Annotated in this window: 16 protein-coding genes; 8 read left to right on the top strand and 8 right to left on the bottom strand. The window is 71.6% G+C overall.

All coding sequences use genetic code 11. The features are described 5' to 3' along the window. The first annotated feature begins 34 nt into the window (after positions 1-34). The 4 genes from SACAZDRAFT_RS18815 (at position 35) to SACAZDRAFT_RS18800 (ending at position 3,466) form a co-directional block, all read left to right on the top strand. Positions 35-889, top strand: coding sequence for an ACP S-malonyltransferase (locus SACAZDRAFT_RS18815; RefSeq protein ID WP_005444254.1), 855 nt, complete (start codon positions 35-37; stop codon positions 887-889). Next, a complete protein-coding gene (locus SACAZDRAFT_RS18810) occupies positions 886-1,866 on the top strand; it encodes a beta-ketoacyl-ACP synthase III (protein WP_005444253.1) in 981 nt (326 codons plus the stop codon). Before SACAZDRAFT_RS18815 ends, SACAZDRAFT_RS18810 begins: the two co-directional genes overlap by 4 nt. A gap of 74 nt (positions 1,867-1,940) precedes the next feature. After that, positions 1,941-2,186: an acyl carrier protein gene (locus SACAZDRAFT_RS18805; RefSeq protein ID WP_005444251.1), complete on the top strand. Its 246-nt coding sequence runs from the start codon at positions 1,941-1,943 to the stop codon at positions 2,184-2,186. A gap of 32 nt (positions 2,187-2,218) precedes the next feature. Beyond that, complete coding sequence (locus tag SACAZDRAFT_RS18800; RefSeq protein ID WP_005444250.1) at positions 2,219-3,466, top strand: beta-ketoacyl-[acyl-carrier-protein] synthase family protein; 1,248 nt, start codon at positions 2,219-2,221, stop codon at positions 3,464-3,466. Between the two features lie 66 nt (positions 3,467-3,532). On the opposite strand, the gene SACAZDRAFT_RS18795 is transcribed toward SACAZDRAFT_RS18800, so the two are convergent. After that, positions 3,533-4,024 (bottom strand): DUF3145 domain-containing protein, encoded by a 492-nt coding sequence (locus tag SACAZDRAFT_RS18795; protein WP_005444248.1) that lies wholly within the window; start codon positions 4,022-4,024, stop codon positions 3,533-3,535. Between the two features lie 366 nt (positions 4,025-4,390). On the opposite strand from SACAZDRAFT_RS18795, the gene SACAZDRAFT_RS18790 reads away from it, so the two are divergent. Further along, the gene (locus tag SACAZDRAFT_RS18790; protein WP_005444247.1) at positions 4,391-5,728 is read left to right on the top strand and encodes a hypothetical protein; all 1,338 of its coding nucleotides are present in this window, start codon (positions 4,391-4,393) and stop codon (positions 5,726-5,728) included. 7 nt (positions 5,729-5,735) lie between these two features. Here SACAZDRAFT_RS18790 and SACAZDRAFT_RS18785 read toward each other — a convergent pair whose 3' ends face one another. Beyond that, positions 5,736-7,178 carry a dihydrolipoyl dehydrogenase family protein gene (locus SACAZDRAFT_RS18785; protein WP_005444246.1) on the bottom strand — a complete coding sequence of 481 codons (1,443 nt, stop codon included), beginning with the start codon at positions 7,176-7,178 and terminating at the stop codon, positions 5,736-5,738. 111 nt (positions 7,179-7,289) lie between these two features. Here SACAZDRAFT_RS18785 and SACAZDRAFT_RS18780 point away from each other — a divergent pair, with 111 nt between their 5' ends. Continuing rightward, complete coding sequence (locus SACAZDRAFT_RS18780; protein ID WP_005444245.1) at positions 7,290-7,739, top strand: histone-like nucleoid-structuring protein Lsr2; 450 nt, start codon at positions 7,290-7,292, stop codon at positions 7,737-7,739. A gap of 1 nt (position 7,740) precedes the next feature. Here the strand turns inward: SACAZDRAFT_RS18780 and SACAZDRAFT_RS18775 are convergent, their stop codons facing one another. Genes SACAZDRAFT_RS18775 through SACAZDRAFT_RS18765 form a run of 3 tightly spaced genes read right to left on the bottom strand, consistent with a single transcriptional unit; the run spans position 7,741 to position 10,568 of the window. After that, entirely contained in the window at positions 7,741-9,123 is a 1,383-nt protein-coding gene (locus SACAZDRAFT_RS18775) for an NAD(P)(+) transhydrogenase (Re/Si-specific) subunit beta (protein WP_005444243.1), read from the bottom strand. Then, complete coding sequence (locus SACAZDRAFT_RS18770) at positions 9,120-9,449, bottom strand: NAD(P) transhydrogenase subunit alpha (protein ID WP_005444242.1); 330 nt, start codon at positions 9,447-9,449, stop codon at positions 9,120-9,122. Before SACAZDRAFT_RS18770 ends, SACAZDRAFT_RS18775 begins: the two co-directional genes overlap by 4 nt. Beyond that, positions 9,450-10,568, bottom strand: a complete 1,119-nt coding sequence (locus SACAZDRAFT_RS18765; protein ID WP_005444241.1) for an NAD(P) transhydrogenase subunit alpha — start codon at positions 10,566-10,568, stop codon at positions 9,450-9,452. It lies immediately after the preceding gene. Between the two features lie 123 nt (positions 10,569-10,691). On the opposite strand from SACAZDRAFT_RS18765, the gene SACAZDRAFT_RS18760 reads away from it, so the two are divergent. Next, positions 10,692-11,102 carry a secondary thiamine-phosphate synthase enzyme YjbQ gene (locus tag SACAZDRAFT_RS18760; RefSeq protein WP_005444240.1) on the top strand — a complete coding sequence of 137 codons (411 nt, stop codon included), beginning with the start codon at positions 10,692-10,694 and terminating at the stop codon, positions 11,100-11,102. Between the two features lie 13 nt (positions 11,103-11,115). On the opposite strand, the gene SACAZDRAFT_RS18755 is transcribed toward SACAZDRAFT_RS18760, so the two are convergent. Both SACAZDRAFT_RS18755 and SACAZDRAFT_RS18750 read right to left on the bottom strand, forming a co-directional pair. Next, positions 11,116-12,144, bottom strand: coding sequence for a hypothetical protein (locus SACAZDRAFT_RS18755; RefSeq protein WP_005444239.1), 1,029 nt, complete (start codon positions 12,142-12,144; stop codon positions 11,116-11,118). 12 nt (positions 12,145-12,156) lie between these two features. Beyond that, positions 12,157-13,905, bottom strand: a complete 1,749-nt coding sequence (locus SACAZDRAFT_RS18750; RefSeq protein ID WP_005444238.1) for a proline--tRNA ligase — start codon at positions 13,903-13,905, stop codon at positions 12,157-12,159. A gap of 163 nt (positions 13,906-14,068) precedes the next feature. Between SACAZDRAFT_RS18750 and yaaA the strand changes: the two genes are divergently transcribed. Further along, on the top strand, positions 14,069-14,812 hold the full coding sequence (gene yaaA / locus SACAZDRAFT_RS18745) for a peroxide stress protein YaaA (RefSeq protein WP_005444237.1): 744 nt from the start codon (positions 14,069-14,071) through the stop codon (positions 14,810-14,812). Here the strand turns inward: yaaA and SACAZDRAFT_RS23905 are convergent. Continuing rightward, positions 14,799-15,465: NAD(P)/FAD-dependent oxidoreductase (locus SACAZDRAFT_RS23905; protein ID WP_005444236.1), on the bottom strand; the 667-nt coding region annotated here is incomplete at its 5' end. The two genes, yaaA and SACAZDRAFT_RS23905, sit on opposite strands and share 14 nt — an antisense overlap.

Raw genomic sequence — 15,465 nt, 5'->3', positions numbered from 1 at the left:
CCTCTGCCCCGGACAGGGTTCTCAGCAACCCGGCATGCTCACTCCCTGGCTCGAACTCGCCGGAGCGCGCGACCGCCTCGCGCAGTGGTCGGAGACCAGCAACCTCGACCTCGTCAGACTCGGCACCGAGGCCTCTGCCGAGGAGATCCAGGACACGGCGGTCGCCCAGCCACTCATCGTCGCGACGTCGCTGCTCGCCTACGAGTACCTTCCGTCGACCGTGCCGTCCGACGGTCCGGTCGGGGGCCACTCCGTGGGTGAGCTGGCCGCCGCCGCGATCGCCGGAGTCCTGCCCGCCGGAGACGCCGTCGCGCTGGCGGCCGTTCGCGGCGCCGAGATGGCCGCCGCGTGCGCCGCCGAGCCGACGAGCATGGCGGCCGTGATGCTCGGCGACCCCGACGAGGTGGTGGCCTGGCTGCACGAGCACGACCTGGAAGCCGCCAACCGCAACGGCGCCGGACAGATCGTGGCCTCGGGTTCGACCGACGCGATCGAGCGGATCGTGGCGGAACCCCTGGCCGGTACCAAGGTGCGGCGCCTCAAGGTCGCGGGCGCCTTCCACACCAGGTACATGGCCGCGGCCGAGGAGGCCCTGCGCGCCCACGCCGGCAAACTCACGCCCTCCGACCCGACGCGGCCGCTGTTGTCGAACGCCGACGGCCGCGTGGTCACGAGCGGCGCGCAGTACCTCGACAGGCTCGTCTCCCAGGTGACCCGCCCGGTGCGGTGGGACCTGACGATGCGAGAGTTGGCCGAGCTGGGCGTCGACCGGACCGTCGAGCTGCCCCCGGCGGGGACGTTGACCGGGCTGGTGAAGCGCGAGCTCAAGGGCACCGTCACCACCCCGTTCGCCGTGAAGACCCCCGCGCACCTGGAGGAGCTGGCATGACTCGACCGACGCTCACCCTCGCGCAGGGCGCGAAGGCCAGCCGTGTGCTGGGTGTCGGCAGCACGCAGCCCGACCGGGTCGTCACCAACGACGAGCTGTCGCAGCACATGGACACCAGCGACCAGTGGATCCGCGACCGCGTCGGCATCATCGAGCGCCGGTTCGCCGGTGAGGACGAACGGCTGGTCGACATGGCCGTCACCGCGGGCGCGAAGGCGCTTGCCGACGCGGGTGTCGCGCCGTCCGAGGTCGACACGGTGATCGTGCCGAACTGCACGATGCCCGCACCGATCCCCAACGCCGCCGCCCAGGTCGCCGACCGGATCGGCGTGAAGGCCGCGGGCGCGTTCGACCTCAACGCCGCGTGCGCCGGCTTCTGCTACGGCCTCGGTGTGGCCTCGGACCTGGTCCGCGCCGGGTCCGCGAAGAAGGTACTCGTCATCGGCGCGGAGAAGCTCACCGACGTCGTCGACCCCACCGACCGGTCCACGGCGATCATCTTCGCCGACGGCGCGGGCGCGGCCCTGGTGGGCCCGTCCGACGAGCCGGGCATCGGCCCGGTGGCGTGGGGCAGCGCCGGCGACCTGGTGGACGTGATCTACATGCGGGACAACCGCTACATCTTCCAGGAAGGGCAGCCGGTGTTCCGCTGGGCCACGACGCAGATCGCGCCGGTGGCGATGCGGGCCGTGGAGCTGGCGGGGCTGGAACTCTCGGACATCGACGTGCTCATTCCGCACCAGGCGAACCTGCGCATCGTCGAGGCCATCGCCAAGCGGCTGCGCGCCAAGGGTGCCCGCGACGACATGGTGGTGGCCGACGACATCCGTTACTCGGGCAACACGTCGTCGGCGTCCATCCCGATGGCGCTCGACCACATGCGTGCCGCAGGCACCGTGAAGCCCGGCGACGTCGTCCTGACCGTCGGATTCGGCGCAGGCCTGTCCTACGCGGGGCAAGTGCTCATCTGTCCCTGACACCGCGCCACCACAGACGCCGACGGCACAAGACCCGTCGCGACCCGAATAGCAAAACCGAGAAAGGAAGCCCAGTGGCAGACAAGAACGAGATCCTGGCCGGCCTCGGCGAGATCGTCGAGGAGGTCGCCGGTGTGTCGGCCGACGACGTCAGCGCGGAGAAGTCCTTCGTCGACGACCTCGACATCGACTCGCTGTCCATGGTCGAGATCGCCGTGCAGGCCGAGGACAAGTTCGGCGTGAAGATCCCGGACGACGAGCTGGCCAACCTGAAGACGGTCGGTGACGCCGTGGACTACGTCGCGGCCAACGCGAAGTAGAGCTTCTCGCAACACACCTCGGGGAGACACCAATGAGCAATATCGACGTCGTGATCACCGGGCTCGGTGCCACCACACCGCTGGGTGCGGACGTCCCCTCGACCTGGGACGGCCTGCTCGCGGGCCGCAGTGGCGTCCGCGCGCTCGACGCCGACTGGCTCGGGGAGATCGACCTTCCGGTGAGGATCGGCGCCGTGCTCGCCGAGGAGCCGACGGAGAAGATCCCGCGCGTGCAGGCCCGCAGGCTCGACCGTTGCGAGCAGGTCGCACTGCTCGCGGCACGGGAGGCATGGGCGGACGCCGGCTTCGAGCCGCCCACCGACGAGTCGCAGGACGTCGAGCCCGAGCGGCTCGGCGTCTCGATCGGCACGGGAATCGGCGGCCCGGTCACGCTGCTCAACCAGGACGACCTCCTGGAGCAGCACGGCATCCGCAAGGTGTCGCCGTTGACGGTGCCGATGCTGATGCCGAACGGACCGGCAGCGCACGTGGGGATCGATCTGAAGGCTCGGGCGGGGGTGCACTCCCCGGCCTCGGCGTGCGCGTCGGGCGCCGAGGGGATCGCGAACGGGATCCAGATGATCCAGTCCGGTCGGGCCGACGTCGTGGTCGCGGGTGGTGCGGAGGCCTGCATCGCCCCGATCACCATCGCCGGGTTCGCGCAGGCCCGCACCGTGTCCACCCGCAACGACGAGCCCGAGAGCGCGTCCCGGCCGTTCGACGCCGATCGCGACGGCTTCGTCCTCGGTGAGGGCGCGGGCGTGGTGGTGCTCGAACGCGCCGACCGGGCGGCCGCGCGGGGCGCCCGCGTGTACGCACGACTGGGGGGCTACGGCCTCACGTCGGACGCCTACCACATCACCGGGAACCACCCCGAGGGCATCGGCCAGATCGCCGCGATGCAGCAGGCCATGCGCATGGCGGGTGTGTCGGCCTCGGACGTGGGCCACGTGAACGCCCACGCGACGTCCACCGTCGTCGGTGACGTCGGTGAGGCCGCGGCGATCCGCAAGGCCATCGGTGATCACGCGGTGGTGACGGCGCCGAAGGGTGCACTCGGTCACCTGGTCGGCGGTGCGGGCGCCGTGGAGGGCATCGCGACGATCCTGTCGATCTACCACGGCATCGTTCCCGCGACGCTGAACCTGGAGAACCTGGACCCGAAGGTCGAGCTGGACGTCGTGTCCGGTGAGCCGCGCAAGATCGATCTCGGGGCTGCCGTCAGCAACTCGTTCGGCTTCGGCGGTCACAACACCGCCCTGCTGTTCACGAAGGCGTAGCGCGCACGATCGCAGACGACGAAGGCCACCTCGACGCCGATCGAGGTGGCCTTCGTCGTGTCCCGTTCAACCCACCTGGTGCAGCCAGGTCACCGGCGCACCGTCGCCCGCGTGGCGGAACGGTTCGAGTGCCTCGTCCCAGCTCGACCCCAGCATCTTGTCCAGCTCGTGGGCGAGCTGCTCACCGGCCCGGTTCTTGGACACCAGGCTCCGCAACCGGTCCTCCCCCACCACGATGTCACCGTTGGCGCTCGTGCGGGCGTGCCACAGTCCGAGGCCGGGCGCGTAGCAGAACCGCTGCCCGTCCACGCCGGGGCTCGGCTCCTCCGTGATCTCGAAGCGCACCATGGGCCACGCCTTGAGGGCGGTGGCGAGCTTGCCACCGGTCCCGGCGGGCGCGCGCCAATCACATTCCGCGCGCAGTTGTCCGGGTGCGGCGGGCTGCGCAGTCCACCGCAAATCCACCCGGCTTCCCAGCGCGCCGGAAATCGCCCACTCGACGTGCGGGCAAACCGCAGACGGCGACGAGTGGACGTACACCACGCCACGAGTGCTCACTGCTTACCTCCGCTACTCGACGAGGGGCGTCTTCCCCTACGACCTCGTCGGTGAAGCGGATTAATCAACCCGCGGCGACTCCCTCGTTATTCTGCACGCGACTCACCCATTTGGCCACACAAGCCCCTGAAATCACACCACTGAGCCGTCCCACTGGACAGAGTGCTCATTCCAGGGCTTTCGGGCTCTACCGACAGCAGAGACCGCGCGTGTCCACACCAAGCAATAGCCGCAAGAAAAACGAACGGGTAGCCGCCATTCCGGTGATCGCCGTCACCACGCCGGTCACATTGCGCGCACGCCACCCAGCACGGGCGTGACGGGTCCGCTATAAAGCTTAGCGAGCGAGGCGTCAGGGAGGGTCACGTGCGAGTCGTCCGGTTCCCGGCGAGGCCCACCCGGGTCGCCGACGACATCCGCGCAGCGCTCACCTCGCTCGGCCGGGGTGGCAACGTCGTGGGCGGTGTCGCGGTGCTGGGGGTGACGCCACCGGAGTCGGACCTCGAGGTCGACGCCGTGCTCGTGTTGCCGCGAGGCGTGTTCGTGGTGGTCGGGGTCGACCTGCCCGATCCCGCCATGACCCTCACCGCGCCCCTGCATCAGGAATGGAAGGCCGACGGGTGGCCGCTGGTCCGTCCCGGGCAGGACGGCGACGGAGGTGGCGACGCGAGCGCCCGCCCCACCGTCAACCCGGGTCTGGCCGCGCTCGCCCTCGCCGGACGCTTCGCCGACCGCATCCACGCCGTGGACTCCACGGTCCCCGTCGGTGTCGTGATCGCGGTCGGCCCCTACGTCGAGACCGTCGAACAACCGCCCGACGACCTCGCCGGACCGGTGCGCATCCTCTACCCGACGGCGTCGGCGTTCATGAAGGCGACCGACGCCCTTCCCGCCGCCGCGCGTCCACTGACGACGACGCAGGCCCGAGCCGTTCTGCGCGACCTCGCTCCCACCGCGACGGATCTCGACGACGCCACGCTGTCGGCCGAGGGGTTCGCCGCGACACAACCGACGTCCGGCGAACTGCCGACGCCGCCGCCGTCGGGCACACCGACAGCACGGTCGGTGCGTATCCCACCTGCGTCGCCCTCCCCCGCAACACAGCACCAGCACCGCGACTCCCCCCGACGGCGGGTCGCCCTCGCCGGCGCCGCCCTGCTGGTCGTCGTGGTCGTCGCGATCACGATCCTCACCGTGAGCTCGCGCGAGGCACCGACCCCGGCCTCCGTCGAGGAATCCGCCGGAGGAGTGGCGACGGTCGACGTCGGCGGCGTGCCGTTCAGTCCCGTGGCCAAGGACGCCGCGACCGGGTGCGAACCGCACCACGCGGTGGGCGACGTGCAGGCGTTCCTGCTCGACCACGGCTGCGTCGAACTCCTGCGGGGCAGTTTCACGACCACGGTGGACGGTCGAACGGTGTCCGTCTCGGTCGGCGCGGTCACGTTCCCGGACGCCGAGGTGGCGGATCGGTTCGAAGAGCTGGCCGCGGGCCCCGGTACGGGTGTGCTCACCGACATCGCCACCGAGGCCGGGCGTTGGGCTCATTCCGTGCCCACGTTCGAAGGCGCCACGTACACGACCCGGCGCGACGGGGCGACGGTCCGCACGGTGCTCGCGCAGGTGGAGGCCGGAGCGGACGAGACCCCGGCGGAGGACTCGACCTCCCGCGTCGCGCAGGCGGCCCTCGACCTGCCGTTGCGCTGACGTCGGTTCAGAGGCCGCAGTCCTCCAGCAGCCGCAACCACACCTCGCTGACGGTGGGAAACGCCGGAACCGCGTGCCAGAGGCGGCGCAACGGGACCTCGCCGACGATGGCGACAGTGGCCGCGTGCAGCAGCTCGGCGACGTCCTGGCCGACGAACGTCGCCCCGACCACGACCTGCCGCTCGGAGTCCACGACCAGCCGTACCCGGCCTTCGTAGCCGTCGGCGTGCAACGACGCACCCGCCACGTCGATGTCGCGGTCCACGACCCGATGCGAGGGCTTGTCCGCCTCGACCAACCCGACCGACGCGACCTCGGGGTCCGTGAACACCACCTGCGTGACCGCATGGTGGTCCGCCGTCGCCGTGTAGTGGCTCCACGCCTCCGCGCGCACCTCCTCACCCCGGGCGCGCGCCGCCACCACGTCGCCGACCACGCGGGCGGCGTACTTGCCCTGATGGGTCACCAGGGCCCGGCCCGTGACGTCGCCCGCCGCGTACAGCCACCCGCCGGGGACGTCGGCCACCAGGCCCGTGTCGTCGACGGTGAGGGCTCGTCCCGGGGTGAGGCCCACCCGGTCGAGCCCGAGGTCGCCGGTCGCCGGCTTCCGCCCCGTGGCCACGAGCAGACGTTGCGCGGTCACGGACTCGCCGTCGTCCAGATCGACGCGCACGCCGCCACCGTCCGCCGAGACCCGCCGGGCACTCGCCCCGAGCCGCACGCGCACGCCGTCGGCCCGCAACGCCTCGGCCACCGCCTCGCCCGCGAACGCGGGCATCCTCGGCAGGAGCCGCTCGCCGCGCGCGATGATCTCCACGCTCGCCCCCAGGCGCGCCCAGGCCTGCGCCATCTCCACCCCGACCACTCCACCGCCCAGGACGGCGAGCGATTCGGGCACCGCCGAGGCGGACGTGGCGTCCCGAGACGTCCACACCGGCACGTCGGCGAGGCCCTCCACGTCGGGTGTCACCGGGACGCTGCCGGTGCACACGACCACGGCGTGAGTGGGGCGCAACACGGGACCACCGTCCACGGTGACCTCCCGCTGACCGGACAGCCGGGCGCGGCCGCGGACGACGGTGATCCCGGCGCCCTCCGCCCAGTCGACCTGCCCGCCGTCGTCCCAGTGCGAGACGCGCTTGTCCCGCCACGCGAACACCGCGTGCTCGTCGAGTTCACCGTCGCACCGGACCCCCGGCACCCGCCGGGCCGCCGCCGCCGCGTTGCCGGGACGCAACAGCGCCTTGCTCGGCACACACGCCCAGTACGAGCACTCGCCTCCGAGCCGCTCGTGCTCCACCAACACGGTGCGCATCCCCCCGCGCACCGCCCTCGCGGCGGCGTTCTCGCCAACCGGACCAGCGCCGATCACGACGACGTCGACGTCCTCGCCCAACTCGTCCACAGTGTTCTCCGCAGTGTGCTCCGCGGTGTTCTCCCCGGTGTCCATCGCCATACCTCCGAAGCGCACCGCACCGCGGCTCACTACGCAAACCGGGGCCGTGGGGGGCCAGCTATCCTTGGCGACGCAGAGTGTTCAACGCGGCTGGTGGAGGTTCGCTTGGCCAGGAGCACAGCGATTTACACGGTGGACGACATCACGGGGGAGCTCGCCCACGAAACCGTGTTGTTCGCTCTTGACGGTGTCGCCTACGAGATCGACCTCACCGCCGAGCACGCGGACCACCTTCGCGAGCTCCTCGACCGCTACGTCAGTCACGGACGCCGCACGGGTGGCCGCAAGCTTCGGCCTCGGCTGGTGAGCAACCCGGTCCTGGTCGCTCGCCCGGTGGCGCAGCCCGGGCCCAAGTCCGCAGCCAAGCCCGCGACCAAGCGCTCGCCGCGCAAGGCCGCCGAGCCCGCCGCTCCCGCGAAGCCGCAACCGGCGGCACGCAAGGCACCCCGCCCCACCCGGAGGCGCACCAAGCGCACGGACCCGGCCGCGGCGGCACGCGCGTCGACTCGGTCGCCCGCCATCCCCGAGGTGCGCTTCTCCGCGCCGGAGAACTGACCTAGAGGTCCTTCAGCTCGGAGACCACCTCGGACACCGACGACTTCGCATCGCCGAAGAGCATGGAGGTCTTGGGGTCGGCGAACAGCTCGTTGTCGATGCCCGCGAAGCCCGCGCCCGTCGACCGCTTCAGCACGATCACCGAACGGCTCGACACGACGTCGAGGACGGGCATGCCGTAGATCGGCGAGCTGGAGTCGGTCCGCGCGGCGGGATTGACGACGTCGTTGGCTCCGATCACCAGAGCCACGTCCGCCTGGGGCAGCAGCGCGTTGCTCTCGTCGAGGTCCTTGAGCGACTCGTACGGCACGTTCGCCTCGGCGAGCAGGACGTTCATGTGGCCGGGCATCCGGCCCGCCACGGGATGCACCGCGTAGCTCACCTCGACGCCCTTGCCCTCCAGGAGATCGGCCATCTCGCGGACGGCGTGCTGGGCCTGGGCGACGGCCATCCCGTATCCGGGCACCACGACGACGCGGTTGGCGTAGGCGAGCTGGATGGCGGCGTCGGAGGCGCTCGTGGACCGCACGGGCCGATCGTCCACCCGCCCCGTGACCTGGCCGCCCGTCCCGCCGAACCCGCCCGCGAGGATCACCAAAAGCGACCGGTTCATCGCCTTGGCCATGAGGTTCGTCAGGATCGAACCGGACGCACCGACGAGCATGCCCGCCACGATCAGGGCGGTGTTGTCGAGCGCCAGGCCCATCGCGGCCGCGGACAACCCGGTCGCCGCGTTGAGCAGCGAGATCACCACGGGCATGTCGGCGCCGCCGATGGGCAGGACCATCAGCACACCGAAGAACGCCGAGGCCACGAGGACCCCGATGACCAGCCACTCCGACGTGGAGCCCGTCATCACCACGATCGCGTAGGCGCCCGCGGCGGCGAGAGCCACGAGGGTGAGCGGCCGGTGCAGCACACCGATGGTGACCGGACGCGTAGGCAGCCACGCCTGGAGCTTGCCGAAGGCGACCAGTGAGCCCCAGAACGACACCGAACCGATGATCGCGGCGAACAGCGACGCGACGGCCACGTACAGCGGGAGCCCGAGGTAGCCGAACGTGTCCCGGAACTCCACCCACGCGATGAGTGCCACCGCGCCACCGCCGACGCCGTTGAACAGCGCCACCATCTGCGGCATCGCGGTCATCTTCACTCGCCGTGCCGCGGGAACGCCCACCACCGTTCCCAGCACCAGTCCGAGGACGATCAGCCACCAGTTGCCCATGCCCGGCAACAGCAGCGTCGACAGGATGGCGACCCCCATCCCGGCCGCGGCGGTCCAGTTGCCCCGCACCGCCGTCCTCGGACTCGTGAGGCCCATGAGTCCGAGGATGAACAGCGAGAACGCGATCACGTAGCCGACGGCGGCGACCGTGCTCATGAGCGGGCTCCCCGCGACGGTGTGGAGTCAGTGGAGTCCCCGGGCCCACCCGGTCTGCGCTTGAACATCCCGAGCATCCGGTCGGTCACCAGGAACCCGCCGACGATGTTGATCGTGCCGAACGCGATCGCGATCACCAGCAGCACCTTGTTCAACACGCCCTCGGTGCCCAACCCGAGCACGACGAGGCCACCGAGCAGCACGATGCCGTGGATCGCGTTCGTGCCGGACATCAGCGGCGTGTGCAACGTCGTGGGCACCTTGGAGATCACCATGAAGCCGACGAAGCCCGCGAGCACGAGCACCGCCAGGTTCTGGACCAGCATTCAGTCGTCCTCCTCGTCTCTGGCGGGCTCCTTCGCGGTGACACGGGCGCTCGCGACGATCTCGTCGTCGGTGTCGAGGGAGAGCCGGCCCTCGTCGTCGAGCAGGAGACCGAGCAGCTCGACGAGGTTGCGGGAGTAGAGGTCGCTGGCGTGCACCGCGCACTCCGACGGCAGGTTGAGCGGAGCCGTGATCGTCACGTCATGCACCACCGTCTCCTCCCCGGGAACGGTGAGTTCGCAGTTGCCGCCCGACTCCCCCGCCAGATCCACCACCACGCTGCCCGGGCGCATGGCCCGCACGGCCTCGGCGGTCACCAGGGTGGGTGCTCGACCGCCCGGAACCGCAGCGGTGGTGATGACGGCGTCGTAGTCGGAGACGGCGTCGGTGAGCCGTTGTTGCTGCGACGCCCGCTCCTCGGCCGTGAGGTCCCGCGCGTAGCCGCCTTCGCCCTCCGCGGTCACCCCCAGGTCGAGCCACGTCGCCCCCACGGACCGCACCTGGTCGGCCACCTCGGGGCGGACGTCGTACCCGGTCGTTCTGGCGCCGAGCCGCTTCGCGGTGGCCAGCGCCTGAAGCCCCGCGACCCCGGCGCCGAGGACGAGCACCGAGGCGGGAGGCACCGTGCCCGCCGCCGTCGTGAGCATGGGAAGGAAGCGCGGGAGCTTCTCCGCGGCGAGCAGTGCGGCCCGGTACCCGGCGACGCTGGCCTGCGACGACAGCGCGTCCATGCTCTGTGCCCGGGAGATGCGGGGCACGGCCTCCACCGCGAACGCGTGGACACCCGCCTTGCGCAGGGCCTGGATCTGCTCGCCCTGGGTGGCCGGCGCGAGGAACCCGATCAGCACTGTGCCCGGGGCGAGCCGTTCGACCTGCGACGGGCCGGGCGGGGTGACGGTGAGGACGATGTCGGCGGCCCAGGGCTCACCCAGTTCGGCGCCCGCGGCGCGGTAGTCGTCGTCGCGGTACCACGCCCCGAGACCCGCGCCGGGCTCGCAGATCACCCGAAGCCCCCGCGCCACCAGCTGCTCGACATGGGTGGGCACGAGCGCCACCCTGCGTTCCCCCGGCGCGGTCTCGGCCGGGACGCCGATCCGGACGGACGTCGGTGTGTCGACCACTGGCGGCCTCCTCGCGGCGGGGACGGCGGCGATCCCGCTCTCCTCGCTACGGTATTCACCGCACGTGACCCACGCCATAGCGCAGACGGCCGAGGACCACCGGGACGGACTACCGTCTGAGGCATGTACTCGACGGAGATCGACGTCAAGACCGGCTCCACGGCCGTGGTCCACGACCTCACCGACGAGGCCCGCCGCTTCCTCACCGAGGGCGGGGCGCGCGACGGCCTCCTGCACGTCTGGGTTCCCCACGCGACCGCGGGGCTCGCCGTGATCGAGACGGGGGCGGGCAGCGACGACGACCTGCTCGCCGCCCTCGACGACCTTCTGCCGAGAGACGACCGGTGGCGCCACCGGCACGGCAGTCCCGGCCACGGTCGGGACCACGTCCTGCCGGCGTTCCTGCCGCCGTACGCGACGGTGCCCGTGCTGGACGGCGCCCTGGCACTCGGGACCTGGCAGTCGATCTGTCTCGTCGACACCAACGTCGACAACCCCACGCGCCGCGTGCGCCTGTCGTACCTGGCGGGCTGAACCGTCCCGGGCGTCAGCGGGTGGGGGTGACGACCGTCGTCTCCTGCTCGTCCTCCGGCACCGTGCGCAGACTCGTCAACAGCGTGACAAGATCCTCTTCGGACGTGGCTTCCGGACCGTCCTGACCGTCGTAGGCGAGCAGGACCACCGTCGACTCGCCGGACCCCAGCGCAAGCGCCCCGACCAGCGCCTTCTCGGGAAGGCACTGCCCGTCGGGATCGGACACGGTGACCTCCGCGACGGCGAGCTCCGCCGCCCTGCCCGGTTCCCCGACCGTCACCTCGACGGAACGCTGCTCGATCACCTCGACCTCGGGAGCCGCGCCGCCGTCGGGCGTGTAGGCGTGGTGCGCGAGGCGCTCCACCGCCTCGACCGCCGCTTCGGCGGCATCTCCGGCGTCCTCGGCACCCGTCGTCACGCCGCTGCCACCGCGCTCGGCGTCCTCGTCGAGATCACAGAAGCCGGCACCGACGAAGGCACTGGTCACGAGCGTGAGCCGGGGCTCGGATTCCCAGCCGTGGATCGCACCGGGCTCCGGCTGCCACGACGGCGGCACGTCGTAGGCGTAGGCGCCGTCGCTGTGCACCACGGGCTGCCAGCCCTCCACCGCCGCGGGCACCACCACGCGCGTCTCGGGAATCGGCTCCACGGGAGCGGCGACCCGGTCACCGCCGGACGAAACCTCGCGCACGCCGGACGACAGGACACCGGCGACGACGGCACCCACCCCCACCAAGACCACGCACCCGCAGCCGAAGGCCTGCCGGCGGAGCGGCACCCGCTCACGCCGCGGCTCGGGCAGGCGCACCTCCGGCGCCTCGGGCCACAGCGGGTCGTCGGGTGGCCGGAAACCCGCGCTCGCCGTCGACTCCGGGTGCGGACTCCGGCCCGGCGAGGCCGGTGAACGGGGCGGTTCGGGCACCCCGAACGTCGGCGGTGTCGGCTCGGCGGGCTCGTACCCACCGAATCCCTTCAGCGCCGCCCTGTCCTCGTAGCCCGGGAAACCGCCCTGCCGATCCCTGCGCCTGCGAAGAAACCCCACAGGGCCGGGACACTACCCGCGGACGAGCTCCAGCAGGTGGTCGACGACCGAATCGACGCCGACCTCGGTGCGCTCGCCCGTCGCGCGGTCCTTGACCTCGACGACGCCCTTGGCCAGGCCCCGGCCGACGACCACGATGGTCGGCACCCCGATCAGCTCCGCGTCGGCGAACTTGACCCCGGGCGTGGCCTTGCGGTCGTCGAACAACACCCGGACACCGCGCTCCGACAGCTGGGTCGCCAGTCGCTCGCCGCCCTCGAAGACGCTCTCGTCCTTGCCCGCGACGACCACGTGCACGTCGGCGGGAGCCACCTCGCGAGGCCACACCAGGCCGAGTTCGTCGTGGTGCTGCTCGGCGATGGCCGCCACGAGCCGCGAGACCCCGATGCCGTAGGAGCCCATGGTGATCCGGATCGGCTTGGAGTCGGGTCCCAGCGCGTCCACCTCGAACACGTCGGTGTACTTGCGGCCGAGCTGGAAGATGTGGCCGATCTCGATGCCGCGCGCGGTCACCAGCGTGCCCTTGCCGTCGGGTGAGGCGTCGCCCTCGCGCACCTCGGCGGCCTCGATCGTACCGTCCGGCGTGAAGTCTCGACCGCACACCAGGTCCACCACGTGGTGGTCGGCCTTGTCCGCACCCGTCACCCAGGCGGTGCCCTTCACGATGCGCGGGTCGACCAGGTAGCGAACGCCGTTGGCCTGCAGCGCGCCGGGACCGATGTAGCCCTTGACCAGGAACGGGTTGGCCGCGAAGTCGGCCTCCTCCAGCAGCGCGACCTCGGCGGGTTCGAGGGACGCCTCCAGGCGCTTCATGTCCACCTCGCGGTCACCCGGCACACCGACGCCGAGGAGCTTCCACTCCTTCTCGCCGGGCATCCGCGTCTTCACGAGGACGTTCTTCAGCGTGTCGGCGGCGGTGAAGGTGCGACCCAGGTCGGCCTTGTTGAGGAAGTCCACCAGCGTCTCGATGGTGGGCGTGCCTGGCGTGTGGTGCACCTGCGCGGCGGGCTTGTCCTCCACGGACTGCTCCGGCGGGGCGGGCGTGACCACGGCCTCGACGTTGGCGGCGAAGTCGGAGTCGGTGCTCCGCACGTACGTGTCCTCGCCGGTCTGCGAGACCGCCAGGAACTCCTCCGACGCCGAGCCGCCCATCGCACCGGACGTGGCCGCGACGACGACGTAGTCGAGCCCCAGGCGGTCGAAGATCCTCAGGTACGCGTCGCGGTGGAGCTGGTAGGAGCGCTCCAGCCCCTCGTCGTCCAGGTCGAAGGAGTAGGAGTCCTTCATGACGAACTCGCGGCCGCGCAGGATGCCCGCGCGGGGACGCGCCTCGTCGCGGTACTTGGTCTGGATCTGGTACAGGATGACCGGGAAGTCCTTGTACGAGGAGTACTCGCCCTTCACGGTGAGCGCGAACAGCTCCTCGTGTGTCGGGCCGAGGAGGTAGTCGGCGCCCTTGCGGTCGACGAGGCGGAACAGCGTGGGGCCGTACTCCTCCCACCGACCCGTCTGCTCGTAGGGCTCCTTCGGCAGCAGCGCCGGGAACTGGATCTCCTGCGCGCCGACCGCGTTCATCTCCTCGCGGACGACCGCCTCGATGTTGCGCAGCACCGCCAGGCCGAGTGGCAGCCAGGTGAACCCGCCCGGAGCGACCCGCCGGACGTATCCGGCCCTGACCAGCAGCTTGTGGCTCGGCACCTCGGCGTCGGCCGGGTCCTCACGCAGGGTGCGCAGGAACAGCGACGACATCCTGGTGATCACGGTGTTCTCCTTGGCGTTTTCGGCACGGGTCGGCCCGCGAGAAGGCGTGCATCGAAGACTAGTCGGCACCGCGCCTGCCATCGCAACCGGGATTTGCCCTCGACGCGGGACCGACGCGGGACAGCGTGCCCGTCGCTCTCGCCGCCGTCGTTAGGCTGCCGCCGTGCTCGTGTTGCTTCCTCCCTCGGAGACCAAGGCCGACGGCGGAGACGGCCGGTGCCTCGATCTCGACGCGCTGTCGTTTCCGACGCTGAACCCGGTGAGACGCAAGCTGGCCGACGCTCTCGTGGACCTGGCTCAGGACGTGCCCGCCAGCCTGTCGGCGTTGGATCTGTCGCCGCGGCAGGTCGGCGAGGTGGAGCGCAACGCGCGCCTGTGGTCGTCACCGACGACCCCGGCCCTGCTCCGGTACACGGGAGTGCTCTACGACGCGCTCGACGCGCCGTCGCTCACCGGTGCGCAGCGCGAGCGGGCACGGGAGCGGCTCGCGGTGGCCTCGGCTCTCTTCGGCGTGGTGCGGGCGGGCGACGCGATCCCCGCCTACCGGTTGTCGGGCGGGTCCACCGTGCCCGGTCTGGGCTCGCTGCGCTCGGTGTGGCGTCCCGTCCTGGAACCGGTGCTGGCGGAGGTCGACGACCTCGTGGTGGACCTGCGCTCGGGTCCCTACGCCGCACTCGCCCGTGTTCCCGGTGCGATCACCGTGCGCGTCGTCACCGAGGACGCGCACGGTCGGCGAAAGACGGTCAGCCACCACAACAAGGCACACAAGGGCAGGCTCGCCGCCGCGCTCGCCACCACCGCGAGCGAGCCCGCCGACGTCGACGACGTCGTCGCGGCCGCCGCCGCGGCGGGTCTGCGGTGCGAGCAGACGGGAAAGACCGCGCTGGAGATCGTCACCGAGGCGTGAACCGCTGGGGACTCACCTCGTCGAGCGGTACCTCCGGCTCCTCACCCACCACCGCCTGCGCCGCGAGCCGTCCCGCTAACGGCGCCACGGTGAGTCCCCCGGCCCCGAACCCGGTCGCGAGCACCACCTCGGGATGCCCGTCGAGCGAGCCGACGACCGGGGCACCGTCCGGGGTGGCGGGCCGGAAACCGACCCGCGTCTCGGCCAACGTCGCCGTGCCCAGCCCGGGCGCGACCCGCAGAGCGTGGTCCAGCACCTCACGCTGCCCCTCCACCGTGACCCGGTGGTCGAAGCCCGCTCCCGTCTCGCGGGTGGCGCCCGCCACGACCCGGGAGCCGGGGAAGGCCAACAGGTAGTGGCCCGTCGGTGGCAGCACCACCGGCCACGCCGTGGTGTCCGTGCCGGGCAGCGTGAAGTGGCTGATCTGCCCGCGTTGCGGTGCGATCTCCACCCCCGCGTCCAGCGGTGCGAGCACGTCGGGGGTCCAGGCTCCGGCCGAGACGACCACGGCGTCGGCGTCGATCCGCTCGCCGTCGACCACGACGCCCCGGACCGTCCCGCCCTCGACCACGAGCCGAGCCCGCCCGCTCGACCGACGCAGGCCACGCCGCTGCGCGGCCCGCAGCAACGCCGCTCGCAGCACCCGGCCGTCC

The sequence above is a fragment of the Saccharomonospora azurea NA-128 genome (genome assembly GCF_000231055.2).
Classification (GTDB): Bacteria; Actinomycetota; Actinomycetes; order Mycobacteriales; family Pseudonocardiaceae; genus Saccharomonospora; species Saccharomonospora azurea.
The sequence above is the reverse complement of the archived record's forward strand: the minus strand, read 5'-3'. Positions and strand labels throughout refer to the sequence as shown.